This window comes from Arthrobacter oryzae (assembly GCF_030812315.1).
Taxonomy (GTDB): domain Bacteria; phylum Actinomycetota; class Actinomycetes; order Actinomycetales; family Micrococcaceae; genus Arthrobacter; species Arthrobacter oryzae_B.
On sequence record NZ_JAUSSM010000006.1, the window covers coordinates 136,997 to 161,503 of the forward strand.

Below are 24,507 nucleotides of genomic sequence, written 5' to 3' on the forward strand. Positions count from 1 at the left end.
CTGTGGATAACAGAGAACTGGCATAAGCTCTATTCATGGGCGATGTCGTGATAGTTATGCTGCCTGCCGTCATTCTGGTGGCAGTGATCTGGGCGGTTGCAACGGCCTTGAAACCACGGAACACCGGCATTTCGGATGCGGAGCGATACCAGCTGGAACTGGCCCTCCGGTCGCAGGCCCATTACGCCGCCCAGGTGAAGGCAGCCACGGCCGCGCGGGCGCGGGTTGATGCATCCACCCGGCCAAGCCAGAACGAGCAACAGCAGTCGCAGCAGGCCGACCATGCGCGGGCGGCCCTACGCGCCCAGGCCGGTTCCGGTCCGGGTGTGGGGATGCATGGCTACCAGGGTCCGGTCCTGCCCGGCGGCCAGCTGAACCCGCAGTTTGCCCTGCAACTGCAGTCCATGGCCCGCAACGGCCAGAAACTCCAGGCCATCAAGATGCTGCGGCAGGCAACGCATTCTGATCTTTTGACCGCCAAGAATTATGTAGATCGGCTGTAGTAATGGAATCGCTAGTGATCCCCGTTCTGATCCTGCTCCTCGTGGGAGCGGGCGTCCTGCTGGTGGTCCGCGCCGTGGGGCGCCGCACCTCCGGCACCAAAACGAGCGGGAGTACCCCGCCCCGGGATCCCGTTGAACTTGCCAGGGCTGCAGCATCCAAACTCACTGAGGACCAGCACCGGCGCCTGTACGCCCTCATCGCCCAAGGGCAGGCCATGGCGGCCATCAAGCTCTACTACGAAGCTTCAGGCGAGGGCCTGCGGGCCTCGCGCGACGCCGTCGGCGCCCTGGCCGCCCATCCGCAGCCCTTCGGCCCAGCGGCCCCTGAGGCGCCGGACAATGACGACGATGACACTCCCGAGCGCTTCCCTTATCGCTACCGTGCCATTGCCAGCAAGGGAGATGTCACCCGCGAGGTCAGCAGCAACATGCTGAACGACGAAATCTACGGCCGGATCCGCACGCTGGCCAGGAGCGGCGACACCGAGGCCGCTGCAACGGCGCTGACGCGGCACTCGGACATCTCCATGAAGCAGGCCCGGGAGTTCATTGCCCTGCTCGACGACTGAGCATTTCGACGACTGAGCCTTCGGCCCGGGCGGTCCATCCTGTCCCTCGGCGCAGCCCCTCGGCTGATGCCGCCCCGCGGGTCAGGGCCCGTTGCTAGAAATCGAAGAGCTCCCCGAGCCAGCCTTCCTTCTTCTTGGGCCGCCTGCGGTCGTCATAGCGGCGGTCGTCGTACCGGGGCTGATCGTACCGGGGCCGGTCCCGCCGCTCGTCGTGGCGGCGATCATCGCCACGCCTGTCATCCCGGCTCGGGTCCAGGTTGTTGTACAGGGGCGGCGGAATAAGTCCGGAAACGGGAGCGGCAGCCGGCGCAACAGGAGCGGCCGTGGCCGCCGGACCCATCAGCTCCGCCGCCCTGTCGATGATCTTGTCCAGCTCGCCGCGGTCAAGCCACACACCACGGCACTGCGGACAGTAATCGATCTCCACGCCGCTACGCTCACTCATGATTAGGTCTACTGAATCCACAGGGCATTTCATGACCGGCACAACGAGCAGGGCCCCGGAAAAGTTCGGCGCATCCCCCGCAGTCCGTAGCTGAGGGCTGACTCGCTGTTCCTACCGCCCGTTCGAGATCCCGGCCAGGAGCTGTTCGAAGGGCAGGGACTCGGCCGCCTCGGGCGTCCGCCGCGGGCGGGCCTCCATCACCAGCCCTGCAAACTCGTCCGCGGCCAGGTCGATCCGCACCGAAAGGGGCGAGCCGCCGTCGTCCGCGTTGCCCCAGTCCTGGGGGCCGGCGAAGACGCCTGTGGCGGCAACCCGGGTCCGCAGGTAGCTGAACAGGGGACGCATGGCGTAGTCCAGGACCATCTGGTGCCGGTCGGTGCCGCCGGTTGCCCCGACGAGGACAGCCTTGCCCTCCAGCGATTTCGGGTCAAGGACGTCGACGAAGGACTTGAAGAGGCCGCTGTAGGAGGCGCTGAAGACCGGGGTGACGGCGATGATGCCGTCCGAGTCCTCCACGCCGGCAATGACCTCGGCCAGACGCGGGGCCGCATAGCCCGTGACGAAATTGTTGGCGATGTCCACCGCGAGGTCACGGAGTTCCACAACGTCCACTGTCACGGCATAGCCCGCGGCGGCCAGCCGCTGTTCCGCGGCGACCGCCAGCTGGTCGGCAAGAAGCCTGCTCGACGACGGGACGCCGAGGCCGGCGGAAAGGACGGTTATGCGGCGGGATTCCACAGTTTTCTCCTGAAGGTCAACGGTAATTCCAGAGTACATGCGTATGCATCTACCTACTAAACTGCCCGGTTCAGTGGTTTATTCCGCAGCGCCTGCCCTGGTCCGCGGCGGCGGGAGCAATGCCGGAGGGCTTGCTGACAAGCCGGGCGGCGTCTGCCAGACTGCCGTCATGGCTGAAAACAAGACCCAGGCAACCGACGCGTCCGTGCAGGACTTCCTGGACGGCGTAGAGAACCCGGCGCGCCGACGCGATGGCCTGAGGCTCCTGGCCCTCATGAAAGAAAACACTGGCGAGAGGCCCGTGATGTGGGGTCCCGGCATCGTGGGCTTCGGAAGCTATCACTACCGGTACGAGAGCGGCCGCGAGGGGGACACGGTGGCTGTGGGGTTCTCCCCACGGAAGGGGAGCCTTTCGCTGTATGGGCTCACCTACGCGCCAGAGGCGGCGGACCTGCTGCCGCGGCTGGGCAAGCACAAGGTGGGCGCGGGCTGCCTGTACGTTACCAAGCTTGAGGACGTGGACGAAGCCGTGCTGGCCGAACTCATCCGGGCGGGCCACCGGCACTCCACCACCGTCATGCACCAGGACTAAGGTCAGGCGCAGACCGGGCGTTAACGACGACAAAGGCCCCCACGTTCGGTTCCGAAGCGGAATCCGAATGCGGGGGCCTTCAGCAGTTCAGGACTGCGTAGTGCTCTGGCGAAGGGCCGAAGGGACTACTTGCCTGCGACTACGTCGAGTTCGATCACAGCGGCAACGTCGTCGTGCAGACGGACGTTAGCCTGGTATGAACCAACCGATTTGATGTGTGCCGGCAGTTCAACCTTGCGCTTGTCGATGCGGCCGAGGCCAGCGGCCTCAACAGCGTCGGCCACGTCGCCCTGCTTGACAGTGCCGAACAGGCGTCCGGTCTCGCCAGCCTTGACGACGAGCTTGACCGGCTTGGCGGAGAGTGCCGCAGCCTGCTTCTGAGCGTCTTCCAGGGAAGCGTGCTCGCGGGCAGCGCGGGCAGCCTTGATGGACTCAACCTGCTTTTCGCCACCCTTCGACCAGGTCAGGGCGAAGTTGCGGGGCAGCAGGTAGTTACGTGCGTAACCGTCCTTGACCTCGACAACGTCGCCAGCAGCACCGAGACCGGTTACTTCGTGGGTCAGAATGAGCTTTGCCATTTTAGTTAATCCCTTCCTTAGCCGCGGCCAGCGCCGGAGTAAGGCAGCAGAGCAACTTCGCGGGCGTTCTTGATTGCCTGGGCGATCTTGCGCTGTTCCTGCACCGTGACGCCAGTGACGCGACGGGCGCGGATCTTTCCGCGGTCGGAGATGAACTTGCGCAGCAATGCTACGTCCTTGTAGTCGATGACGGTGATGTCAGCGGCCTTCAAGGGGTTGGACTTTGGTTTGGGCTTACGGAGTTCAGCCTTAGCCATCGTGGAGCTCCTATTCTATGGAGCCCGTGGATATTGATCCACGGGATGGTGGTGGTTCGGCGGCGGCACACCCGGGAGCCGTGAGGCATCCCGGCGGGTTCCGGCGCCGGACCTGAATTATTGTTTAGAAGGGAGGTTCGGAATCCGGGCCGTTGCCCCAGCCGCCGCCCGCATTACTGACTCCGGGCGTTGCCCAGGGGTCTTCCTGCGCTGCGGGCTGGTTGCCGCCCCAGGTTCCTCCGGTATTGCCGCCCTGGTTTGCACCCTGGCCGCCACCGAATCCACCGCCGCTGTTGCCGCCGCCGAAGCCGCCCTGACCACCCTGACCGCCGGAGCGCTGGGTGCGGTTGACCTTGGCGTTGGCGTAGCGCAGGCTCGGGCCGATTTCATCGACTTCGAGCTCGATAACGGTGCGCTTTTCGCCTTCTTTGGTTTCGTAGGAACGGCTCTTCAAACGGCCGGAAACGATAACCCGCATGCCCTTGGTGAGGGATTCTGCGACGTTCTCGGCTGCTTCACGCCAGACCGATGCGCGGAGGAACAGGGTTTCCCCGTCCTTCCACTCATTGGACTGGCGATCGAAGGTGCGGGGCGTAGAAGCGATGGTGAAATTCGCTACTGCCGAACCTGACGGTGTGAACCTCAGTTCGGGGTCATTGGTGAGATTACCGATGACCGTAATAGTGGTTTCGCCTGCCATCTACTGCCTCCTTGTTCGTTCCTGCGGGGTAAAGATTGAGTGCCGGGAGCTGAAATTACTCAGCAACGACCTTCTGCTCTTCGGGGCGGGTGATCTTGGTGCGCATGATGGTCTCGTTGAGACTCAGCTGGCGGTCAAGTTCCTTGGCGGTGTCCGGCTTGGCGGTGAAGTTCACCACAGCGTAGATACCTTCAGACTTCTTCTTGATTTCGTAAGCCAGGCGACGACGGCCCCAGATGTCAACCTTTTCGATGGTTCCACCATCGTTGGTGATGACGTTCAGGAACTTCTGAAGCGTTGGCTCAACGGTACGCTCTTCGACCTCGGGGTCGATGATTACCATCAATTCGTAAGGACGCATATGTGAACCCACCTCCTTTGGGCTAAGCGGTTACGGCATTTCCGTAACAGGAGGTTCATTTGCGATGCCGTGCCCGCCGGTCTCCAAAACGGAGGCAGGACGCAGCACAGACTTCAATATCTTAGTGCATTTGGGCCGGTTTCGGCGATTCGGGACTCCTTCAGGCTAGTCCTGGGGTCGGGCAGGGCGGAAACGCTCGCGGAGGCTATGTGGAAAAGCGGGCGGGAAACCAGGCCCGGCCAGTTTGTTTGGCTAGAGTAACGACACATGGAAACCAGCCCTCCGCGCGCCAAGGTCAAACGAAGCCGGCTGCGGTTCTTCGCCATGGTCGGCGCAGGCCTGGCAGCGGCGGCAGCAACCGGGATGTCCGGGCAATGGGTGGAGGCTCCGGCCGTGGGTTGGGGCAGCGCCGCGCTCGTCTATGTTGCCTGGGTGTGGCTTGTGGTGGGAAGGCTCGGCCCCGCCGGGACCCGCGCCCATGCGACGTCCGAGGACCCGTCCCGCAGGACCACAGACCTGCTTATCCTGGTCGCAAACGTTGCCAGCCTGGCCGCTGTTGCCGCCGTGGTGGTTGATTCCCACAAGGCGGACGGCGGCTCGCGCCTGAGTGGCGGGATACTGGCGCTGGCGTGTGTCGCGCTGTCCTGGATCCTGGTGCAGACACTCTTCACCCTGCGCTACGCCGAGCTCTACTACAGCACCGGGAAGCGCGGCGGGCGCCAGGTGGGCGGCATCGATTTCAACCAGGAAAGGCCGCCGCAGTACACGGATTTTGCCTATGTCGCCACAAGTCTTGGCATGACGTACCAGGTGTCTGACACCAATTTGCAGAACCACCTCATCAGGGCTGAGGCCCTCAAGCACAGCCTGCTTTCCTACCTTTTCGGCACCGTCATCCTTGCCGCCACCATCAACCTGGTGATCGGCCTCGCATGACTAAGCCGCCGTCCGGAAGAACAGTTCGGTCACCCGGGCCAGCCGGAACGGGTCCTCTACGCCGCAGAGTTCGCGTGCCGAGTGCATGGACAAGAGGGGCACGCCCACGTCCACAGTCCTGATCCCCAGCCGGGTGGCAGTCAGCGGACCGATGGTGGAGCCGCACGGCATGACGTTGTTGGAGACGAACTCCTGGTAGGGAATGCCTGCCTCCCCGCACAGCCGCGCCCAGAAGGCGGCCCCGCGGGCGTCGGTTGCATAGCGCTGGTTGGCGTTGATCTTCAGCAACGGTCCGCCGTTGAGGACCGGGCGGTTGACGGGGTCGTGGCGCTCGGCGTAGTTCGGGTGGACGGCGTGGCCGGCGTCGGCGGACACGCAGAACGACGCCGCCAGCGCCTGCCGCCGTTGGCTCGCCGACGCACCAAGGCCATCGGAGATCCGCACCAGGACGTCCTCGAGCAGCGGGCCGCAGGCGCCGGACCGGGAGTTGGAGCCGATCTCCTCATGGTCGAAGGCTGCGAGCACGGCAATCGGCCCGCCTCCCGCGGGCGCCCCGGCCCCGGCGTGGGCGATCAGCGCCTCCAGCCCGGCGTGGGTGGCGGACAGGTTGTCCAGCCGGCCGGAGGCGAAGAACTCACTCTTGGCCCCGAAAACGGCGGCCGGCTGCGTGTCGGCGATGACGACGTCGTACCCGCCGATCTGTGCCGGATCCAAAGGCGCGGAGCCGGAAGCCGCCGGGGTGGCCCGTTCGGCCAGCAGCGCGAGGAGGTCCTCCCCTGCCGGATCGCCGAGCCCGAAGACGGGATTCATGTGCTGCTGCTTGTCCAGCGCGAGCCCGTCGTTAACCGCCCGGTCCAGATGGATGGCGAGCTGCGGAAAGCGAAGCAGCGGCCCGGTGGCCGTCAGGCACTGGGTACCGTCGAGCATCACCAGACGCCCCGCCAGCTGCAGCTCACGGTCCAGCCAGGAGTTGAGCAGCGGCCCGCCGTAAACCTCGACGCCGGCCTGGAGCCAGCCGAACTTCCCCGTGGTGGGCTTGGGCTTGAGCTTGAAGGACGGCGAATCGGTGTGCGCCCCCAGGACGTTGAACCCGGTGATGGGTCCGGCACTCTCCGGCGTCACCCAGGCGATCAGCGCACCGTCCCGGACCACGTAAAACCGGCCTGCCGCGCGGGCTTCCGCGCCGTCGCTTGTGCTGCCCGGCCACGCCTCAAGCTCGTCCAGCCCGGTGAAGCCCGCCCCGTCCAGTCGCCTCGCGGCTTCCTGCACCGCGTGGAAGCTCGACGGCGACGCGCTGACATACGCGCCAAGGTCCCGGATGTGGTCTGCGGCAGTGGCGTGGGAAGGCATGGCTCCGAGTCTAGCGGTGCCGCGTCGGCACCTGCCGAAGACCCTGTCCTATACCGTGACGTTGAGCCCCGCCGTGTATCCGCCTGCCACCGAACCGGACATGGTGGCCAGCTGGTAGATGCCGCCGTCGTCGCCAAAGACGTTGTCAGAGGTGAGCGTGGTGTTGGGAAAATTCCGGGCACTGGATTCGTAGCCGGCAGCGGCGTAAACCTCGTTGCAGGCTGCCTCGGTCATGGCGACCTGCGAGACCGCGAGCACCTGGCCGGCCGACGTGGCGTTGCTCATGGACTCAAATACCTCGAAGTGGATGTGGGGCCAGCGGCCGTTGTAGGCGCCGGGGTAGATCGTTGTGAAGGTGACCTGGCCGTTCGCGTCCGCCTCCTGGACCCCGCGGAGGAAGTTCTCGTTTTCCAGCCCGGCATCGTACATCGAGTACCTGCCGTCGCGGTCGCAGTGCCAGGCGTAGACGGCGGCGCCCGCAAGCGGTTTGCAGCCGTTGGCGTTGTCCAGAAGTGTCAGGGTGACCGTCAGCGGAACGCCTTCGGCTTTGGTGGTGGACGTCCCGAAGCTCGAGGTGATGTCCTGCCGGACCACACCGGACGCCTCCAGGACGTTGGGTCCATTGGAGCCGTCTCCCGGGTACGGACCCGCTGTTTCCTGCGGAATTTCCACCCCGCATTCAGCAATGGCACGCGTCAGCGTGGGTGACGCCGACGGCGTGGCGGACGCTGATGCGGAGGGGGTGGCCGTCGTGGTTGCGGAACTGGTGGCGGCCGCCGTCGTACTGGCCGCTCCGGAGGTGGACCCGCCCGGGGTACAGGCAGCAAGTGCCGCCGTCGCGGTGCCGGCGCCAAAAAATATGCCCAGCGACCGGCGACTTATGAGCATGGAGAGGTCGAACTCCAGGCCGCGGTCGTGGTTGGGATGGGGTTCGTGGGGAGGCTGCGGTGAAGTAGTCATTGACCCATGAAACTCCGACGGGCTATGCCGCGTATAGGCCTTTCCTGTGAGCCCGCTGTGCGGTTTCCGCTGGCACAGGGGCGTTGCTGGCCGCAGACCGGTCCATCCGGGGACTTTGGTCCCTACCCCCGCCCGCCGGATAGGTATCTACTGGTGTTTGGGTCTGGCCGCCAGCAGCTGCCACCCTGCCAGGAGAACAATCAGGAGAGGGCCATGTCCGGTGCTTTGAAGTGGTCCCCGTTCGAGTCTGCCGGGTGGCAGACGGCCCAGGACGGGGCGGGCAGGACTCCCTCGCACGTCATCGACGCAATCGGGCAGGCCTTTGATTCCGCTGGCGTGCCGTTCCCCGTTCATTACCAGGAGGTTCACGTCGAGGATGTGCGTGTCGAGGAGTTCGTCGACCGGGAGGCCCTCGTGGTCCGGGCCGAAATGCCGGGCGCTGACCCCGACCGGGACATCGAAGTGTCCGTTGCCGGAGGCGTGCTGCATATCCGTGCCGGGCGCCAGAAATCCGACGGCCGCTCCGACGGGAACGGTTTTCAGTCCGGTTTGCGTTACCGCCCCTTCGACCGCACCCTGCCCTTGCCGGAAGGGGTCACGGACACGGACATTAGGGTGTCCTTCAGGGACGGTGTGCTCGAAGTCAGGACGCCGCTTCCCGCGGCACCCTTAACGGATGCCCCGGAGAAGAGGCTCCCCATCAGCCGCGATTAGCGTCGGCTCCATCAACCACCATGCTCAAATCAACCAGCCGGGAGACCGGGAAAGAGGCAGCAGAACCTATGGAACAGGTCCCCCAATGGAGCTGAAATCACAGTGGCACCGGCTTGATCCCGCCACCCGCCGCTGGTTCATGGACAATCCCGGCTGCGTGGTGCTGCCCAGGACGATCGCCACGATCATTGCCCGTGTAGCCGATGAGCCGATAGTTCGCGACCAGCACGGCGCCATCCAGCTCAGTCCGGAGGATGTCAGCTTCATTCGGACCCGGGTTCACAGTTCTGCCGCCGCAGCCGGGGAGCACCGGTTCTTCGACTCCGTGCAGCCTGACGACGGCGTGGACCCGGGCACGGATATGGAGCCCGAAAACACGGAGTCCGGCCGCCTGGACTGAAAGCGGCCGGACTCCGGTCCCGGGCGGGTTAGGCCCGCTGGTGGAGGGCTAACTCCTGTGAATTACGACGCCGGCCCGGCACCTACGCCGGCTTCTTCGGCTGTGGCGTCCGTCCGGTCGGTGCTGGTCGGGCCGGTTTCTTCTGTCCCGGCTGCGTCCGTCCCGGCGGGGCTGCCGCCATCCTTGCGGTAACGCCAGACGCCGATACCCACAACAACGACGGCCAGTGCCAGCGAGAGCAGCAGCGACTCCCGGGTGGACTCCAGGACCACCATGCCGATCAGCAGCGCAACAATGCTGACGATGGCCACCCAGGTCAGGTAGGGGAAGAGCCACATCTTGAGGGCAAGGTCCTTGGCGTCGGCGCCCATCCGGCGTCGGAGGATCAGCTGCGAGGAGGCGATGACCAGCCAGACGAACAGCGCGATCGCCCCTGACGTGTTGACCAGGAACAGGAATACCGTGTCAGGTGCAATGTAGTTCAGGCCCACAGTGATGAAACCCACCACGGTTGAGGCCAGCACGGCAGCGGCCGGCACCCCTCGCTTGGAGATCTTCGTCCAGGCCCGGGGTGCGTCCCCCCGGCGGGAGAGCGAGAACAGCATACGGCTGGCCGTGTAGAGACCCGAGTTCAGGCAGGACAGTACCGAGGTGAGCACCACAATGTCCATGATGGTGCCGGCGCCCGGGATGCCGAACAGCTCGATCACTGCAACGTACGGGCTCTTGGCCACGGAGGCCGAGTTCCACGGCAGCAGGGTGACGACGATGGCAATGGAACCGATGTAGAACACCAGGATGCGCCAGACGGTGGACTTCACGGCCTTCTTGACGGCGTCCACGGGGTTCTCGGATTCGCCGGCTGCGATGGTGGCGATTTCCGCGCCGAAGAAGGAGAACACGACCACCAGGATGCCGGCGAGCACCGCTCCGGGACCGTTGGGCAGGAATCCGCCGTTGTTGACCAGGTTGTCCATCCCGGGGGCCGGAACTCCGGGGACCAGGCCCAGGATAGCCGCCACCCCGAAGAGCAGGAACAACACGATGGCGGCCACTTTGATGGAGGCAAACCAGAACTCGAACTCGCCGTAGGATTTCACGGAGCCCAAGTTCGTAAGCGTCAGCAGCACCATGAGGATCAGAGCCCACACCCACTGGTCGATTCCCGGAACCCAGCGGTGCATGATGGCTGCGCCCGCCGTTGCTTCGATTCCCAGGACAATGATCCAGAACCACGCGTAGAGCCAACCGATGCTGAATCCGGCCCACCGTCCCAGCGCTTTGTCCGCGTAGGTGGAGAACGATCCGGTCTCGGGGTTGGCTGCCGCCATTTCGCCCAGCATCCGCATCACCAGGATCACGACGATTCCTGCGGCCGTGTAGGCGAGCAGAATGCCGGGCCCTGCCTGCTGGATGGCAACACCGGATCCCACAAAGAGTCCGGCTCCGATCACGCCGGCAATGGCGATCATGGACAGGTGCCTTGGTTTCAGGGACTTGGAGAGCTGTTGGTCAGCGTGCATGGAAGCGCCGTCCTTAGTTGAGGGTGCGGGCCCCGGACAGGCACGGATCCCGTGCGTCAGGCCACATTTCTTTCCCACCCTAGACCGGATGCCGGAGGCCGCTTCTTGTGCAGTCGAACATTTCAGGGCGCCACGAAACGGAGCTTCCCACAATGATCAGTAGTCATAGGCAACAAAAGTATCCCATAGGACAACATTGAAATGTGCCCGAAATCTACTTCTGAGTAGCTAGTAGTCCGGATTGCTCGGGACTACGAGCCCCGTCTCGTAGGCGTAAACCACTGCCTGCACCCTGTCGCGGAGATGCAGTTTGGCGAGAATGCGGCGCACGTGTGTCTTGACGGTTGCCTCGGACAGGAAGAACCGGTGGGCGATCTCGGCGTTGGACAAGCCCTCCGCCATCGCCCCCAGCATTTCCGTTTCGCGCGGTGTCAGGGCCTCCAGCAGAGGGTCCCTGTGCTGCTCTTCGCCGTTTGTATGCCGGCCCGGGCCTGCCGGCGCGGACGTCGACATTCGTGGCCCGGGCAAAGCCGAGGCGTGCTCTCCGCGGACGTAGGCTTCCAGGAGGCGGCGGGTGACGCGCGGGGCTACCACGGCATCGCCGCTCGCCACGACGCGAACGGCGCTCACCAGGTCAGCCGGGGCCACATCCTTGAGCAGAAACGCCGAGGCCCCCGCCTGAAGACCGGCAAAGGCGTACTCGTCGAGGTCGAATGTGGTCAGGATGATCACCTTGGCGCAGGAACCTGAAGAGGTCACAGCCCTAGTTGCCTCGATGCCGTCCAACACGGGCATCCGGACGTCCATCAGCACCACGTCCGGGTTCACTTCCCTGACCTGCCGGATTGCTTCCGCCCCGTCGGAGGCCTCCCCCACGATTCGAAGGTCATCCTCGCCCTCGAGAATCAGCCGGAAGCCCATCCTCAACAGCGGCTGGTCATCCACCAGCAGGACTTTGATCGGTGCATCGCCATTCATGTTTTTCCTTGGTCCCCATTCCAATTCAATACTGCCCTGACGCGCCATCCGCCGCCGGCCAGGCGTCCGGCTTCCACCGTACCGCCGTAGATCCCCGCCCGCTCGCGCATTCCGGTCAGGCCCTGGCCGGAACCCAGCGGCTTGGCTCCGCCTGCCACTGTTCCCGTTCCGCCCGTTCCGGCCGGCCCCACAGTGCCCCTGCCGTCGTCGAGCACTTCTATGGTGACCGTACCGTCAGCGCGTACCATGCTCACATCCACCCGGCTCAGCGCCCGGCCGTAGCGAAGCACGTTCGTGAGCGACTCCTGGACAATCCGATAGACAGTCAGCTGGAAGGCCGCATCGTCGGGAAGGGCCGGCCCGGTATGCGAGTAGTGCAGCGGCAGTCCCGCAGTTCGGAACCCTTCAAGCAGTTTAGCCAGGCTGTTGCTCGCGCTCAGGGGCTGACGCGGCGCTGGGCCGGCCGGCGATTCATCGCGCAGGACTCCCAGCACCCGGCGCATGTCGGCCAGGGCGGTCCGGCCGGTCCGCGAGAGTTCGGCCAGCACCACCGCTGCGCGGTCCGGACTTTTCCTGTTCACCACGGCCGCGCCGTCTGACAAGGTGACCATCACCGTCAGGGAGTGTGCGACGACGTCGTGCATCTCCCTGGCGATCCGGTTGCGTTCAGTGACTGAACCCAGCTCCGCTGTCCGGGCCGCCCAGGCGGCGATTTCCTGTTCATGTTCCCGGCGCTGCCGCACGGAGATCCCGATCCCCGTGGCGATGATGTTGGACAGCGTGATGGTGATGCCGGCAACGATTCCAAAGACGAGCTGCGAGTTCTCGGGTGCCGCGGGACCCCCGTTGGGCAGGGCGCGTTCCAGCGGCCCCACGAGGGTGAGGAAGTACAGCAGGGACAGCGGGGCGTTGGCCAATGCCAGCGCCGTGATGGAAAACCTGCGGGACCGCTGTACTGACAGCTCATAGAGGGCAAACCAGAGACCCGCGGAAACGTTGGAGCCCCAAGGGTGCAGGAAGGTGATGGCCACTTCCAGCACAGCCACTGCCGCCACAACGGCCACCGGATGGGACCTGCGGAATGAGAGCGCCACGGCGACGGCGGCAAGGAGCGCGGTCGCGGCCCAGCCGCCGTCGGTTACGGTGTCCACCGTGGTGGGCGTGACGAGGAGCAGGTAGCACAGCACCACCACGGCATCCATGGCCCGCGGGTGCCGGTGAAGGTACCGTCGGAGCCGGCCGCGGCGCCGGTCGGCGAGTTCGGCAAAGGACGCATCAACCTGAGTCAGGGCTGATACGTCCTTTGCCGGCAAATCTTCATGCATGCGCTGAGCCTAAACGGCCTTTCCGCTGCCGGACCTGCTCATACGTCGCGCTTCTTCAGCAGGATCGTGGCGAGCACCGCAGGAACGACCACCCAAGCGCCGAGCACCAGGGCCGCCTGCCATACCTCGAGGTTGCCATCGACGTGGTTCAGGGCCGTCAGGGGCGTCACGGTGTTGCCGGGCAGGTACTTGCGGGCTTCCTCGAAGAATTCGCCGGGAATCAGCTGGAAAGCGATCGGGGCCACGAAGAAGAGACCCACCAGGCTCATGATGCCGCCCGCGGAATTCCTGATGATGCTGCCCAGGGACATCCCGATGGAGGCCACGGCGGCCACATAAAGGCTGTTGACCACCAGGAGCTTAACAGACTGGGAGCTGGCCAGGTCCAGGCCCAGGTCATAGTTGTCCAGGATCGGGACGGACACCAGCCCGGCAATGAGGGTCGACACGCCTGTCAGGACGAAGGACACGACAACAACCACAACGAACTTCGCCACGAAGGCTGGGATCCGCTTCGGCACGGCCGCGAACGTGGAACGCGCCATTCCCGTGGTGAATTCTGAGCTCATCAGCAACACGCCCAGCGACCCGAGGATCAGTTGGGCAAAAGCGATACCGGAGGTCGGAGCACTCACCGCGATGTCACCGCCCTGGGCCGCCATCTGGGCCGCAGCTTCCGGGTCGGAGGCCATCTGCTCGCGGAACTGGCCGGTGGACCACGCCGCCAGGGCCCCGAAGCCGACCATTACGAGCATGGTGGATCCAAGCAGGATCAGCGTTGACAGCAGGGTGCGGAACTTGATGAATTCCGAGTTCAGCACCCGGAGGAAACTGGGACCGGGCCCCGGTGATGCCGGACCGCCGGCCGGGCGGGCGGCCTGCCCGGCGGGACCTCCGGCCTGCGGCTGGCTGCCGGCATGCGCCCGGCGGCCTGAAGGGTTGGGTTCCAAAGTGGTTGAGCTCATGGCTTACATGCCTCCGGTCTGGGCGGGAACGGGGGCTCCCGTGGTGATCAGCGAGTGGTATTCGACCTCATCCTTGGTCAGCTCCATGTAGGCCTCTTCGAGGCTGGCCTGGAGCGGGGTGAGTTCGTAGATCATGACGTGGTTTTCCAGGGCGGCCCGGGCGATCTGGCGCGGGTCCAGCCCCTTGACCTCCAGCAGTTCGTGTTCCTGGGCCTCCACCGAAACTCCCGTACCGGCGAGGAGGCGCATGAGCTGTTCGGGCTGGTCAGTGCGGACGCGGGTGCGGCTAGCGCCCTTGCCCGTGATGATGTCCTGAATGGGGGCGTCGGCAATGATTTTTCCGCGGCCGATCACAATCAGGTGGTCCGCCGTCACGGCCATTTCGCTCATGAGGTGGCTGGACAGGAAAACGGTCCGCCCTTCGGAGGCCAGGTACTTCACCAGGTTGCGGACCCACACCACGCCCTCCGGGTCCAGCCCGTTGACCGGCTCATCCAGGATGATGGTCTGCGGATCCCCCAGCAGTGCAGCTGCAATGCCCAGCCGCTGGCCCATGCCAAGCGAAAAGCCCTTGACCTTCTTTTTGGCGACGTCCCCCAGGCCGGTCATTTCGATGACCTCGGTGACGCGCTTCTTGGGAATGCTGTGGGTGGCGGCCATGGACAGGAGGTGGTTGTAGGCCGAACGGCCCGTGTGGACTGCCTTGGCGTCCAGCAGGGCACCGATTTCGCGCAACGGGGCGGTGTGCTGGGCGAAGGGGACACCGTTTACGGTGACCGAGCCCGACGTCGGGGTGTCCAGTCCCATGATCATTCTCATGGTGGTGGACTTGCCGGCTCCGTTGGGGCCAAGGAAGCCGGTGACCTGGCCTGCCTGGACCGTGAAATTTACTCCGCCGACGGCGGTTTTGTCGCCGTAGACCTTGGACAGGCCTTTTGCTTCAATCATGGAAGCGTTCCTTTGCGTAGCTGTGGATGCGGTGACGGCTTCTGCTCGCCGCAGATCCGTTCGTACCACCCACGCTACAGACGCAAGCGTCCGATTTCGCCGGTCTCAGGGATGATTCAGGGTGGATTCAGGGTAGTCCCAAGGGATGACCCGCGCCCCGTTTCCGGATGGCTACTCCGGCTGGGGGGAGTAGTAGGTCAGCGCCCCGGGAAGCACGGAGAATTCGACGCGGCGCACACCGGACACAGCTTCGCCGTCCACGGCCAGAGCCATCGGCGCCCCGACAGCTTCCACTGTCACCGACGTGGATTCGCTCAGGTGCGTGATCCGGGACGTGGCCACGGTGCCTGTCAGCACCGACCACAGCAGCCGCAGCCGCGCAAACGACTCATCGGCAGTGATCATCCGCAGGTCCAGAACGCCGTCATCCATCACCGGCCGGATCAGCGGCGCATGATCGCGTGGGTAGTAGCGGCCCCGGCCCACGTAGAGGATCCAGAGCTTGTGGCGGACTCCGTTCACCATCATGGTGGTCGGGGTGCCGGCAGCGAAGGTCCGGAACATGGCAGCAACCCCGGCCAGCGGTTTGCCGAGGGCAGGCTGAAGCTGTTGCCGGCGGCGGACCAAGTCGGGGTACAGGCCGATGCTGGCTGTGTTGAGCATGATCCGTTCCAGCTTTTCGGGACTTCCCGCGAGGCCCCGCTCCAGCCGGACATGCCCCAGATCGGCCCGGGCTGCCGCCCCGCTGGAGACCGCCTGCACAGCCTCTTCGAGCGAGGATGTTCCGGCGTCGCGGGCAAAGTGGTTCAGCGTTCCGCCAGGGAGGACCAATAGCGGCAGGGAAAGTTCGACGGCGACAGCCGCCGCCGTCCCCACCGTCCCGTCTCCGCCCCACACTCCGAGCGCCGATACCCCCGGCTGGGCAGCGGCTGCCTCGATTTCGGCGGCAATGTTCCCGTCGTTGCCGACCTCATATATATGCGCTAGTGGGAATACATCCTGCAGTGCCATCATGGTTTCCGGCGCATAGGAGCCGCCCAGAGTGTTGACAGCGATGCTGAGGCCCTCGCCGCCGGGCAGTTTCGGGGCTTGTTCGCCGGTGCGGCTGGTCTCGGGGAAAGGTGGTCGGACGGGCCACCACTTCCGGGTGATCATGGCTGCGCCGGCGCCGATGGCGGACCCGAACAACACATCCGAGGGCCAGTGGGCGCCGGTGTGCACGCGGGAATAGGCGACGCCGGCCGCAAGGGGCGCCAGGGCGGCGCCGATGGCAGGCTGAACCAGGCCGACGCCAACGGCAAAGGCCGCCGCGGACGCCGAATGGCCGGACGGCATGGACGAACTGGTGGGCTGCGGATTGACGAACCTGAACACGGGAAGGTGCTCGGGCAGCGGCCGGGTTCGCGGAAGAAGTGTCTTGAACACCACGTTGGTGACCGCCGATGCAACACCCTGGGCAATCACGCCATGGAGTGCCGCACGCCGCGGTTTGCCGGGGATGAGGGCCAGGCCTCCGGCCACCGCGAACCAGAGCTTTCCGTGGTTGGCGGACGCCGAGAGCCGCCGGAAAAGCACGTCATGGTTGCCGCCGGGAAGGCCGGAGACGGCCTTGAGTAACATCCGGTCCAGCCCGGCGACCAGGCCCGGGCCCCTCCTCAGCATGCGTCGCATTTTTCCACCCTACCGCCGGGACGCCGCCTACTCGTTGCGGAGCGGCGCGCCCGGCAGGGGCTTCGCGGCCCCGGCCAGGAGGAGTGCCACCAGGATCGGTGCCATGATGGCGAGCAGGGCCAGATGGATGCCGGTGAGGTCACCCAGGTATCCGAGCAGCGGCGGGCCTGCCAGGAACGAGATGTATCCCAGCGTGGACACCACCGACACGCGGGCCGCGGCCTTCTTCGGATCGTCGGCGGCGGCGGACATGCCCATCGGAAAAGCCAGTGCGGCTCCGATTCCCCAGAGTGCGGCCCCGGCCGTGGCCAGCCAGATGTTGCCCGCCAGGACAAAGAGACCAAGGCCCGCGGCAGCGGCTGCCATGCTGGCGCGCAGCACAGCAACACGTCCGTACTTGTCGATGACGAACCCGCCGCAGAACCGCATCGCCGTCATGGCCAGGACAAAGACGGCAAACATCAATGCGCCGGTGGATTCGCTGGTGCCGAGGCCGTCCACTGAGGCCTTGGCGATCCAGTCGTTTCCGGCCCCCTCGGTCAGGGTGGCACCGAGGACCACCACGCCGATCAGCAGGGTGCGGCTGTCCCGCCAGGCGGACTGCCCCTTGGGCGCTGCGGTGTCCGGATCGGAATGTACCTCTGCGGCGAGGTGCGGCAGGAAGTAGCGGGGCGCAACCATGGTCAGCACGGCCACCAGGGCGGCAATGACCAGCAGGTGGGCCGGCAGTCCAACGCCAAGACCGGAAAGGCCGGCGCCGATCAGGGCGCCCACGAAGGCGCCGCCGCTGAATGCCGCGTGGAACTGCGGCATGATGGTGCGATTAAGCCGGTGTTCGACGTCGGCCCCTTCGATGTTCTGGGAAACGTCCCACAGGCCAATGCCTATACCGAAGAAGAACAGTGCCACCGCCGTCCCGGGCACTGATTCGGCCGTCAAAGAGAGGGCGATGCCCACGCCGGCCACTGCAGCCAGAAGCCCGCTGGCGCGCACTGCGTTGGCTGTTCCAATCCTTCCCACTACCCACCCGGCCGTGGGCAGGGCGATCAGTGATCCGACAGCCGTGCAGAGGAGCAGCGTTCCCATCTGTCCGGAGGTTACGTGCAGAATCTCGGTAACAGCGGGGATGCGGGCAGCCCAGCTGGCAAACACCAGGCCATTGATCCCGAAAATCAGGAACGTCGCGGCGGCCGCGGCATTCAGTTTCTGGCTGGAGACGGCGATGCTCATACATTCACTACTTTCACTGAGTGTTTTCCAAGTTGTGTGAGTTCCTGCGTGCTGAATGTCCTGTCCGTCACAATGACGTCCACCGCGTCCAGTGCTGCCACGAGTGCCACGGCGGCTGCGTTCCATTTGGAGCCGGCGCAGGCGGCGATCACCCGGCCGGCGGATTCCAGGCCGGCGCGTTTAACGGCGGCATCATCGAGGTCGTGCGCCAGCAGTCCGTCTTTGAGGTTCACCGCGCAGGGTGTCACCACGGCAGTGTCAAAACGGAGGGAACGGATGTTCCCCTCGGCCAGCGGCCCGCGAAAGCACAGTTCGCCCGGGATCAGGCTTCCGCCCGGCACCAGGAGGGCAGGCCGGTGCCCGGCGTGGCTCTCCGCCGTCAACACATTGAGGGCGCGCAGCGACATGGGCATGAGCGTCAGCTCGCGTTGCCGCAGTTGGCGGGCAATCTCGGTCGCGGTGGTGCCGCTGTCCAGCCAGACGTGCTCCCGGTCCCGCAGCAGGCCTGCCACGCCGGCGGCGATCCGGGCCTTGGCGTCCTGCCCTTCCAGCTCCCGCTGCCCGTACCCGGGATTCTCGCCCCGGAGCACCAGGCTCCTGGCTCCGCCGTGGATGCGGCGGAGGACGCCGTTGGCGGCCAGGGTATCCAGGTCGCGCCGGATGGTGGCGCCGGAGGCTCCGCACTCCGCCATCAGCTCGTCTACTGCCACCTCTTCGCGGCTCCGCAGCAGTTCACCGATCAACCGGTGCCGCTCTTCAGTCCTCATGTTCAAATACTAACGGAGAATGATCATTTAATCAGAACTGATGAGCGTTAGACGATGTGGACCTTCGAATAGTCCGACGCTCTCTCACTTCCTGCAACTAAATCCCCAACCTTCTATCACTTCCTGCACGATAAACGCCCACGCTCGCTCACCAGGTGAGCGAGCGTGGGCGCAAAACGTGCAGGAGGTGAGAGAGCGTCCTGCTTAGCGGACGCGCTCCACACGCTTCTCGTCCCAGACAGGCTCGGCCGATTCGTACACCTTGCCGTCAGAACCGAACACGAGGAAGCGGTCGAACGTCCGGGCGAACCAGCGGTCGTGCGTCACGGCCAGGACCGTTCCCTCGAAGTGGTCGATGGCACGCTCCAGCGCCTCGGCCGAGTGCAGGTCCAGGTTGTCGGTCGGCTCGTCGAGGAGCAGCAGTGTGGCACCGGAAAGCTGCAGCAACAGAATCTGGAACCTGGCCTGCTGCCCGCCGGACAGGGAATCGTACTTCTGCTCGGACTGCCCGGCCAGGCCGTAGCCGTCCAGTGCGCCGGCTGCCGCTTCACGGCCCAGCCCGGAGCGGTGCTCGTCTCCGCGGTGCAGGATCTCAAGCAACGTCTTGCCCAGGAGGTCCGGGCGGATATGCGTCTGCGCAAAGAAGCCTGGACGGATGCGGGCCCCGAGTTTAACGGTGCCTTCGTGGGGCACTTCGGCGATGTCGACGTCGGACACGGGCAGGTGCTCACGCTCCGGGTCGGTGCCGCCGGTGGCGAGCAGGCGCAGGAAGTGGCTCTTGCCGGAACCGTTGGAGCCCAGCACGCCGACACGGTCACCAAACCAGACCTCGGTGGAGAACGGCTTCATCAGTCCGGTCAGTTCCAGCTTTTCGGCCACGATGGCCCGCTTGGCGGTCCGGCCGCCCTTGAGCCGCATCCGCACGTTCTGCTCGATAGGCAGGGCCTCGGGCGGCCCGGCTTCGAGGAACTTCGCCAGCCGGGTCTGCGCGGCGTGGTACCGGTTTGCCATGTCGGAGCGGAACGCGGCTTTGTTCTTGTACATGTTGACGAGTTCCTTGAGCTTCACGTGCTCCTCGTCCCAGCGCTTGCGCAGCTCCTCGAAGCGGGCATTGCGGTCTGCACGCGCCTCGACATAGGAGCCGAAGCCGCCGCCGTGGACCCACGCGCCCGCGCCGTTGATGCCCGGTTCGAGGGTGACGATGCGGCCGGCCGCGTTGTTGAGCAGCTCGCGGTCGTGGCTGATGAAGAACACGGTCTTCTTGGACTCGTTGAGCTTGCCCTCGAGCCAGCGCTTGCCCGGGACGTCCAGGTAGTTGTCCGGTTCGTCCAGGAGCAGGAGTTCGTCCGGGCCGGCGAAGAGCGCCTCGAGCACCAGCCGCTTCTGCTCGCCGCCGGACAGGCTCGACGCCGGGCGGTGCTGCGCGCGGTCGAACGGCAGTTCCAGCGCGGCCATGCAGACTTCGTCCCAGACAGTCTCGACGTCGTAGCCTCCTGCGTCTCCCCAGTCCACGATCGCCTGGGCGTACTGCATCTGGGTGGGCTCGTCGTCGTGCTCCATCATGGCCAGCTCGGCCTCGTCAACAGCGCGGGCAGCGGCGGCCAGTGCAGGCGGAGCAGCCGAAACCAGGAGGTCGCGAACGGTGGAGTCATCCCGGACCTGTCCGACGAACTGTCGCATGATCCCCATGTTGCCGGAGCGGCCGATTACGCCCTCATCCGGGACGAGGTCACCGGAAATGATGCGGAACAGCGTAGTTTTTCCCGTTCCGTTGGGTCCGATCAGCGCGGTCTTAGTGCCATCGGGGACCTTGAAGGTCACCCCGTTCAGCAGCTGGGTGCCGTCGGAGAGGAAGTAATCGATGCCTGAAACGTCAATATGGGCCACACGATCAATCTTCCCACGGCTCCCACCCTGGAGTTTCTGTCCAGATATCGCCCCCTAAATCGCCCTAAGGCCGCATTATCTGGACAAAAACCCCGGTGTCAGCTTCAGGCGGGGCGGCAGCCTCCGTTGGCGTCCTGGAATGTGTCCAACCGGTGGATGAAGGCGGCCATGGCCTCGCGTGAGATTGCGTCCAGTGGCCGGAATGTGCCGTCGATCCAGCCCTTCGAGATCCCGGACTGGCTGGTCCACGCGATTTCATCGAAGAAGGCAGCCTTGACGGGCACGTCCGAGAACGGCGAGGCGAGGGGCCCCGAGTAGCCCAAGGTGGCAGGCAGCCTGCAGTACTCGCCGCTGTAGCGGAAGATGAAGGCTGCCATGGCCTCGCGGCTCATGGAGGCTCCGGGGCGGAACGTGCCGTCCTCCCAGCCGTTTGCCAGCCCTTCCGCTTCAAGCCACGCAATTTGCTTGTAGTACAGGCTTCCGGCGGGGACGTCAACGAACGGAGACGTAGCCGGCGGTGTGAAGGCAGGGTTTCCCGCGAGCCGGTACATAAAGGCTGCCATGGCCTCGCGGCTGATTGCCTGGTACGGCCGGTAGGTGCCGTCGCCCCAGCCGGTGCTCAGGCCGGTGTCGTACATCCAGGTGATATCGGACCGGAAGCCCGATCCGCTGATGTCGGTGAACGGGTCCGGGGCGGTAATGGTAACGCCCGCCGCATCACCGGAAATGTAGTCAATCCGGACCTTGGTGCCGGCATGGGTCACGAAGGTGCTCCCTCCCTGCCAGGCGTGATTTGTCGCGTAGTACCCGGTGAAGGGGATTGTGGACGGCATCAGCAGCAAGGACGACACCGCAGTGGCGCCGCCGCGCTGGACGATCTTGACGCCCCTGTTGCCGTCAACGGCCAGCCTGGCGTCATAACCGACGGGGAGCCGCAGTTCAACGAAGTAGATTTCCCCGCTTCTGGGGTCCGTGAATTTCAGCGCCCGGTTGGCTTCCGTCCCCGCCCAGGCCTTGAGCGTGTAGCTCTTTCGTCCGGCCGCGATTCCCGTGTTCCGGATTTCGTCACCCCGGCCGAACCCGCCGGCTTCCCAGTGGCTGGAGCTGATGGTCGGCAGTTCGAACCAACGCGAAGCACCCATGAGGTCCATCGTGTCGCCGTACTCCCGCACGGTGCATGAACTGTCGGTGTAGTTCCCGTTGGTGTCCGCTCCGACGTCCGGCTTACCGCTGAGACACTGCAGGCTGTCGGAGTGCATGAGGCCCAGGACGTGGCCGAACTCGTGGGCCACGACGTTGTTGGTGAAATTGTTGGGGAGGGGCATGAGGATCCGGCCGCCCTGGTTCCCGGCGCTCCAGCCCGCTCCCAAAGCACCCCAGGACAGTTCGCTCACGGGAACGAAAACCACGAGCGCCTTGTACGGCCCGTTGACCCAGCCCAACTCGCGGGTCACGGTGTCCATGATCTCGTAGTACGTCTGGGTGGACCTTGCCGCCGATGCCACACCTGTCCTGGTGGAAGCGACGGACATGGACAGCCGGTTGTTCGACATTGTCTTCCAGAACGAACTGGATGCGTTGATCCCGGCCTTCGCAGCATTCAAATCGATGGCGGCTGTCTGCTCCGCTGTTTTGTCGGCGAGCTTGATGGTCACCAGCGTCACCTTGATATCACCGGCCCGGGTCAGGCTGCTCGCGGCACCCTGCGGGGTCTCCGCTTCCCGGATCGCCCTGAGAGCCTCGGGTTCAAAGGTGTGGTCGGAATGCGGCGTCCCCTCTGCAGGCTCCGACACCGGCGGCGCGGCCGGGTCCGACGGTGCGGCTAAAGCCGGCGCGGAAAGAGCTCCGAGGGAGGCTGCCGAAAGGAGCAGGGCCGATAGGACGGCGGCCGTCCGGTGAAGGAGATGCATCGGGAGTCAGTGCTTCTTTCCGTGTTCAGCAATCAAGCGCAGTGGACCATTGCGGGGCGAGCCATCCCAGAATAGGGTCCGCTTCGCCCCGAATCGGGGTCACGCGCCTAAAACTGTCGGAATCCTGCGCTGAAGCTGCGCTGGTGCTGCGCTATCCCGCCGCGACCAGGAATTCCTTGAGCAACGGGCCGGAGGTGGTGGCGCCAAGGCCGCCTTCCTCAACAAACACCGCCACGGCGAGGTCGCCGTGCACGGCCACAATCCAGGCGTGCGTCTTCGGCGGATTTTCGTCGCCGAATTCGGCGGTGCCTGTCTTGGCGCCCACGGGTTCTCCCGGAACGGAGGACAGGAACCCTGCGTGGCCCGAGGTCACCACTGCACGCATCATGTCGGCCAGCGCGGCAGCTTCCGCCGCCGTTACCGGCTTGTCCGCGGCTTTTGCGGGCGCAGGTGCGGTGGAGGTCAACGACGGTGACGCTCCGTCCGCGTTCGGGGTTCCGGCGCCGTCCGTGCCCGCGGTGTCGGTGCCGGCTTCCGCGTTCAGCACGAGGATGGGCGAGACGGGAGAGCCCTTGGCCACGGATCCGGCCATCACCGCGGCTGCCAGCGGGGAGAGGAGCACCTTGCCCTGTCCGATCATGGATGCGGCGTGCTCGGTGCCTTCGGCCTCGCCGGGGACCGAGCCGACGAAGGCAGCGGCCCCCAGGCCTGATGCCTCGACGGCCACTCCCAGGGACGTGGCTGCGGACTCCAGCTGTGCCTGGCTGACGGAATCCCGTGCCGCAATGAACGCGGTGTTGCAGGAGTGGGCAAACGCGTCACGCAGGGTGACGGACCCCAGCGAGCCTTCCGGGTAGCCCTCGGCGTTTTTGAACGTGCGGCCGTCGACCGTGAGCGTGGGCGTGCACTCAACTTTTGAGTCAGGGGTCATGCCGTTGCGGATCATGGCGAGCGAATCCACCATCTTGAACGTGGAGCCCGGGGCGTACTGGCCCAGCATTGCGGTGTTATAGCCGTTGCTGCCCGGACCCGACGCTGCGGCCAGGACCGCGCCGCTGGACGGACGCAGCGCCACGATGGCGGACGCCGGACCCACGTCGGCAAGGACGCCCTCTGCGAGCTGCTGAAGATTCGGATCCAGTGTGGTCTTCACAGGCGTTCCCGGCTTGATCTCAACCTGGAACAGCAGCCGGCGGCCTTCGTCGGGCAACGACTGCTTCTCCTCAGCTGTGAGCCCGGCCTTTTCGGCGAAGACCTGGACGCCATCAGTGCCGCGGAGTTGCGCGTCGTATTGCTGCTGAAGCCCGCCGGTGCCGGTGGTGTCCCCGGCCTTGAGCGTCCCGCCGGACTTCTCAATCTGTTCGGCGTTCGCCTCAGCCGCAGTACCGAGGAGGGCGCGGGCGAAGGTGCGGGTGGGTGCCAGCGGCAGGAAGTCGCGGATGGAGCGGGCGCCGGGAATCTCGGCGATCTGCGCGTCCGTGATGGTCCGGCCGTCCTCACGCAGGGTGATGGCGGTGACGAAAGCCTCGGGGCCGGCCGCCTGGACCTGCTGCGTGTAGGCGGCGGGGTCCACTCCCACCAGTTGGGCGAGTTTGGTGGCGGAAGCGGCCGGGTCGGCGGCGGCCAGCTTGGGCTTGTCGATGCCGACGTTCACCACCGGCCGGTATGTTACGAGCTTCGCGTCACCGGCGCCCAGGATCTCGGCCCTCTGCGGCGAGTGAACGGCAGTGCTGAGGACTTCGCCGTCCGCCAGTTCCGGGACCAGCAGGCCAGGCGTCCACACGGTCAGCCACTTGTCGCCCGACTTCTTCAGTTCGGCGGAAACGGTGTACTTCCAGTCATCGGAGCCGATCTTCCAGCTGTAGTTCAGTGGGACCGTCGCGGTGTCCTTCTCCAGTTTCAACTCGCCGCTTTCAACGGCCGGCTTGGCAGGCTCGAGCGCCCGGAACACCTCTTTCAGCTGTTCGTTGGCGGCCGCGGCGTCCTTGCCTTCGAAGGCAACGGAGCCTACATCCAGCGCCGCCACAGCAGACGCGAGCTGCTTCGCTGCGTCCTGCGCGCCGGCACGGCCGTCATCGCAGGCCACCAGCGATCCGCCAATTATTAGTCCGACAAGAGCAAGCGAAAGTTTCTGAAAGTTCCCCACCGCGCCATTATGCCCGTTGGCGCCGACAAACTTCTTGTCACAGCGTTCCTGCGC

The 24,507-nt window shown here is 65.4% G+C and carries 25 protein-coding genes; 6 read left to right on the forward strand and 19 right to left on the reverse strand.

Annotation, left to right across the window (positions count from 1 at the left end):
• Positions 1–35: 35 nt before the first annotated feature.
• Together J2S97_RS13540 and J2S97_RS13545 are read left to right on the forward strand one after the other, a co-directional pair.
• A complete protein-coding gene (locus J2S97_RS13540; RefSeq protein WP_307050259.1) occupies positions 36–503 on the forward strand; it encodes a hypothetical protein in 468 nt (155 codons plus the stop codon).
• Between the two features lie 2 nt (positions 504–505).
• Positions 506–1,072 (forward strand): hypothetical protein, encoded by a 567-nt coding sequence (locus tag J2S97_RS13545; protein WP_307050261.1) that lies wholly within the window; start codon positions 506–508, stop codon positions 1,070–1,072.
• Positions 1,073–1,166: 94 nt separating this feature from the next.
• Here the strand turns inward: J2S97_RS13545 and J2S97_RS13550 are convergent, their stop codons facing one another.
• Together J2S97_RS13550 and J2S97_RS13555 are read right to left on the reverse strand one after the other, a co-directional pair.
• Complete coding sequence (locus tag J2S97_RS13550) at positions 1,167–1,550, reverse strand: TFIIB-type zinc ribbon-containing protein (RefSeq protein ID WP_307050263.1); 384 nt, start codon at positions 1,548–1,550, stop codon at positions 1,167–1,169.
• A gap of 78 nt (positions 1,551–1,628) precedes the next feature.
• Positions 1,629–2,255, reverse strand: a complete 627-nt coding sequence (locus tag J2S97_RS13555) for an FMN reductase (RefSeq protein WP_307050601.1) — start codon at positions 2,253–2,255, stop codon at positions 1,629–1,631.
• Positions 2,256–2,424: 169 nt separating this feature from the next.
• Here J2S97_RS13555 and J2S97_RS13560 point away from each other — a divergent pair, with 169 nt between their 5' ends.
• The gene (locus tag J2S97_RS13560) at positions 2,425–2,847 is read left to right on the forward strand and encodes a DUF1801 domain-containing protein (protein ID WP_307050602.1); all 423 of its coding nucleotides are present in this window, start codon (positions 2,425–2,427) and stop codon (positions 2,845–2,847) included.
• 125 nt (positions 2,848–2,972) lie between these two features.
• Here J2S97_RS13560 and rplI read toward each other — a convergent pair whose 3' ends face one another.
• The 4 genes from rplI to rpsF form a co-directional block, all read right to left on the reverse strand.
• Complete coding sequence (gene rplI, locus J2S97_RS13565) at positions 2,973–3,425, reverse strand: 50S ribosomal protein L9 (RefSeq protein WP_050057159.1); 453 nt, start codon at positions 3,423–3,425, stop codon at positions 2,973–2,975.
• 17 nt (positions 3,426–3,442) lie between these two features.
• Positions 3,443–3,682, reverse strand: a complete 240-nt coding sequence (gene rpsR, locus J2S97_RS13570; RefSeq protein WP_003800144.1) for a 30S ribosomal protein S18 — start codon at positions 3,680–3,682, stop codon at positions 3,443–3,445.
• A gap of 124 nt (positions 3,683–3,806) precedes the next feature.
• A complete protein-coding gene (locus J2S97_RS13575) occupies positions 3,807–4,382 on the reverse strand; it encodes a single-stranded DNA-binding protein (protein ID WP_018775330.1) in 576 nt (191 codons plus the stop codon).
• 55 nt (positions 4,383–4,437) lie between these two features.
• A complete protein-coding gene (gene rpsF / locus J2S97_RS13580; protein WP_055802737.1) occupies positions 4,438–4,743 on the reverse strand; it encodes a 30S ribosomal protein S6 in 306 nt (101 codons plus the stop codon).
• 267 nt (positions 4,744–5,010) lie between these two features.
• Here rpsF and J2S97_RS13585 point away from each other — a divergent pair, with 267 nt between their 5' ends.
• Complete coding sequence (locus J2S97_RS13585; RefSeq protein ID WP_307050267.1) at positions 5,011–5,679, forward strand: DUF1345 domain-containing protein; 669 nt, start codon at positions 5,011–5,013, stop codon at positions 5,677–5,679.
• Here J2S97_RS13585 and J2S97_RS13590 read toward each other — a convergent pair whose 3' ends face one another.
• Complete coding sequence (locus J2S97_RS13590; RefSeq protein WP_307050269.1) at positions 5,680–7,029, reverse strand: M18 family aminopeptidase; 1,350 nt, start codon at positions 7,027–7,029, stop codon at positions 5,680–5,682.
• A gap of 48 nt (positions 7,030–7,077) precedes the next feature.
• Complete coding sequence (locus tag J2S97_RS13595; RefSeq protein ID WP_307050272.1) at positions 7,078–7,989, reverse strand: intradiol ring-cleavage dioxygenase; 912 nt, start codon at positions 7,987–7,989, stop codon at positions 7,078–7,080.
• A gap of 213 nt (positions 7,990–8,202) precedes the next feature.
• Here J2S97_RS13595 and J2S97_RS13600 point away from each other — a divergent pair, with 213 nt between their 5' ends.
• Both J2S97_RS13600 and J2S97_RS13605 read left to right on the forward strand, forming a co-directional pair.
• Positions 8,203–8,703 (forward strand): Hsp20/alpha crystallin family protein, encoded by a 501-nt coding sequence (locus tag J2S97_RS13600; RefSeq protein WP_307050274.1) that lies wholly within the window; start codon positions 8,203–8,205, stop codon positions 8,701–8,703.
• Positions 8,704–8,788: 85 nt separating this feature from the next.
• Positions 8,789–9,103, forward strand: coding sequence for a hypothetical protein (locus J2S97_RS13605; RefSeq protein ID WP_307050276.1), 315 nt, complete (start codon positions 8,789–8,791; stop codon positions 9,101–9,103).
• A gap of 62 nt (positions 9,104–9,165) precedes the next feature.
• On the opposite strand, the gene J2S97_RS13610 is transcribed toward J2S97_RS13605, so the two are convergent.
• The 11 genes from J2S97_RS13610 to J2S97_RS13660 all read right to left on the reverse strand — a co-directional run bounded on the left by J2S97_RS13610 (position 9,166) and on the right by J2S97_RS13660 (position 24,453).
• Positions 9,166–10,626, reverse strand: coding sequence for an amino acid permease (locus J2S97_RS13610; protein ID WP_307050278.1), 1,461 nt, complete (start codon positions 10,624–10,626; stop codon positions 9,166–9,168).
• Between the two features lie 228 nt (positions 10,627–10,854).
• Positions 10,855–11,604, reverse strand: coding sequence for a response regulator (locus tag J2S97_RS13615; RefSeq protein ID WP_307050280.1), 750 nt, complete (start codon positions 11,602–11,604; stop codon positions 10,855–10,857).
• Positions 11,601–12,929 (reverse strand): sensor histidine kinase, encoded by a 1,329-nt coding sequence (locus J2S97_RS13620; protein WP_307050282.1) that lies wholly within the window; start codon positions 12,927–12,929, stop codon positions 11,601–11,603. The genes J2S97_RS13615 and J2S97_RS13620 overlap by 4 nt, the downstream gene beginning before the upstream one ends.
• 38 nt (positions 12,930–12,967) lie before the next feature.
• A complete protein-coding gene (locus J2S97_RS13625; protein ID WP_307050283.1) occupies positions 12,968–13,894 on the reverse strand; it encodes an ABC transporter permease in 927 nt (308 codons plus the stop codon).
• Between the two features lie 3 nt (positions 13,895–13,897).
• Positions 13,898–14,842: an ABC transporter ATP-binding protein gene (locus J2S97_RS13630; protein ID WP_307050285.1), complete on the reverse strand. Its 945-nt coding sequence runs from the start codon at positions 14,840–14,842 to the stop codon at positions 13,898–13,900.
• Between the two features lie 171 nt (positions 14,843–15,013).
• On the reverse strand, positions 15,014–16,513 hold the full coding sequence (locus tag J2S97_RS13635; protein WP_307050287.1) for a bifunctional phosphatase PAP2/diacylglycerol kinase family protein: 1,500 nt from the start codon (positions 16,511–16,513) through the stop codon (positions 15,014–15,016).
• A gap of 27 nt (positions 16,514–16,540) precedes the next feature.
• Positions 16,541–17,743 carry an MFS transporter gene (locus tag J2S97_RS13640; RefSeq protein ID WP_307050289.1) on the reverse strand — a complete coding sequence of 401 codons (1,203 nt, stop codon included), beginning with the start codon at positions 17,741–17,743 and terminating at the stop codon, positions 16,541–16,543.
• The gene (locus J2S97_RS13645) at positions 17,740–18,510 is read right to left on the reverse strand and encodes a DeoR/GlpR family DNA-binding transcription regulator (protein WP_307050291.1); all 771 of its coding nucleotides are present in this window, start codon (positions 18,508–18,510) and stop codon (positions 17,740–17,742) included. The genes J2S97_RS13640 and J2S97_RS13645 overlap by 4 nt, the downstream gene beginning before the upstream one ends.
• Positions 18,511–18,714: 204 nt before the next feature.
• On the reverse strand, positions 18,715–20,397 hold the full coding sequence (locus J2S97_RS13650) for an ABC-F family ATP-binding cassette domain-containing protein (protein ID WP_307050293.1): 1,683 nt from the start codon (positions 20,395–20,397) through the stop codon (positions 18,715–18,717).
• 104 nt (positions 20,398–20,501) lie between these two features.
• Positions 20,502–22,307: an S-layer homology domain-containing protein gene (locus tag J2S97_RS13655; RefSeq protein ID WP_307050295.1), complete on the reverse strand. Its 1,806-nt coding sequence runs from the start codon at positions 22,305–22,307 to the stop codon at positions 20,502–20,504.
• Positions 22,308–22,458: 151 nt separating this feature from the next.
• Entirely contained in the window at positions 22,459–24,453 is a 1,995-nt protein-coding gene (locus J2S97_RS13660; protein ID WP_307050297.1) for a penicillin-binding transpeptidase domain-containing protein, read from the reverse strand.
• Between the last annotated feature and the right edge of the window lie 54 nt (positions 24,454–24,507).

Bases quoted from the DNA above. Each gene is read 5' to 3' on its own strand.
- J2S97_RS13585 (WP_307050267.1), top strand. From the start codon at position 5,011: ATGGAAACCAGCCCTCCGCGCGCCAAGGTCAAACGAAGCCGGCTGCGG.
- J2S97_RS13610 (WP_307050278.1), bottom strand. From the start codon at position 10,626: ATGCACGCTGACCAACAGCTCTCCAAGTCCCTGAAACCAAGGCACCTG.
- J2S97_RS13600 (WP_307050274.1), top strand. From the start codon at position 8,203: ATGTCCGGTGCTTTGAAGTGGTCCCCGTTCGAGTCTGCCGGGTGGCAG.
- J2S97_RS13625 (WP_307050283.1), bottom strand. From the start codon at position 13,894: ATGAGCTCAACCACTTTGGAACCCAACCCTTCAGGCCGCCGGGCGCAT.
- J2S97_RS13645 (WP_307050291.1), bottom strand. From the start codon at position 18,510: ATGAGGACTGAAGAGCGGCACCGGTTGATCGGTGAACTGCTGCGGAGC.
- J2S97_RS13575 (WP_018775330.1), bottom strand. From the start codon at position 4,382: ATGGCAGGCGAAACCACTATTACGGTCATCGGTAATCTCACCAATGAC.
- J2S97_RS13590 (WP_307050269.1), bottom strand. From the start codon at position 7,029: ATGCCTTCCCACGCCACTGCCGCAGACCACATCCGGGACCTTGGCGCG.
- J2S97_RS13620 (WP_307050282.1), bottom strand. From the start codon at position 12,929: ATGCATGAAGATTTGCCGGCAAAGGACGTATCAGCCCTGACTCAGGTT.
- J2S97_RS13560 (WP_307050602.1), top strand. From the start codon at position 2,425: ATGGCTGAAAACAAGACCCAGGCAACCGACGCGTCCGTGCAGGACTTC.
- J2S97_RS13545 (WP_307050261.1), top strand. From the start codon at position 506: ATGGAATCGCTAGTGATCCCCGTTCTGATCCTGCTCCTCGTGGGAGCG.
- rpsR (WP_003800144.1), bottom strand. From the start codon at position 3,682: ATGGCTAAGGCTGAACTCCGTAAGCCCAAACCAAAGTCCAACCCCTTG.
- J2S97_RS13595 (WP_307050272.1), bottom strand. From the start codon at position 7,989: ATGACTACTTCACCGCAGCCTCCCCACGAACCCCATCCCAACCACGAC.
- J2S97_RS13550 (WP_307050263.1), bottom strand. From the start codon at position 1,550: ATGAAATGCCCTGTGGATTCAGTAGACCTAATCATGAGTGAGCGTAGC.
- J2S97_RS13655 (WP_307050295.1), bottom strand. From the start codon at position 22,307: ATGCATCTCCTTCACCGGACGGCCGCCGTCCTATCGGCCCTGCTCCTT.
- J2S97_RS13540 (WP_307050259.1), top strand. From the start codon at position 36: ATGGGCGATGTCGTGATAGTTATGCTGCCTGCCGTCATTCTGGTGGCA.
- J2S97_RS13630 (WP_307050285.1), bottom strand. From the start codon at position 14,842: ATGATTGAAGCAAAAGGCCTGTCCAAGGTCTACGGCGACAAAACCGCC.
- J2S97_RS13640 (WP_307050289.1), bottom strand. From the start codon at position 17,743: ATGAGCATCGCCGTCTCCAGCCAGAAACTGAATGCCGCGGCCGCCGCG.
- J2S97_RS13615 (WP_307050280.1), bottom strand. From the start codon at position 11,604: ATGAATGGCGATGCACCGATCAAAGTCCTGCTGGTGGATGACCAGCCG.
- J2S97_RS13605 (WP_307050276.1), top strand. From the start codon at position 8,789: ATGGAGCTGAAATCACAGTGGCACCGGCTTGATCCCGCCACCCGCCGC.
- J2S97_RS13635 (WP_307050287.1), bottom strand. From the start codon at position 16,513: ATGCGACGCATGCTGAGGAGGGGCCCGGGCCTGGTCGCCGGGCTGGAC.
- rpsF (WP_055802737.1), bottom strand. From the start codon at position 4,743: ATGCGTCCTTACGAATTGATGGTAATCATCGACCCCGAGGTCGAAGAG.
- rplI (WP_050057159.1), bottom strand. From the start codon at position 3,425: ATGGCAAAGCTCATTCTGACCCACGAAGTAACCGGTCTCGGTGCTGCT.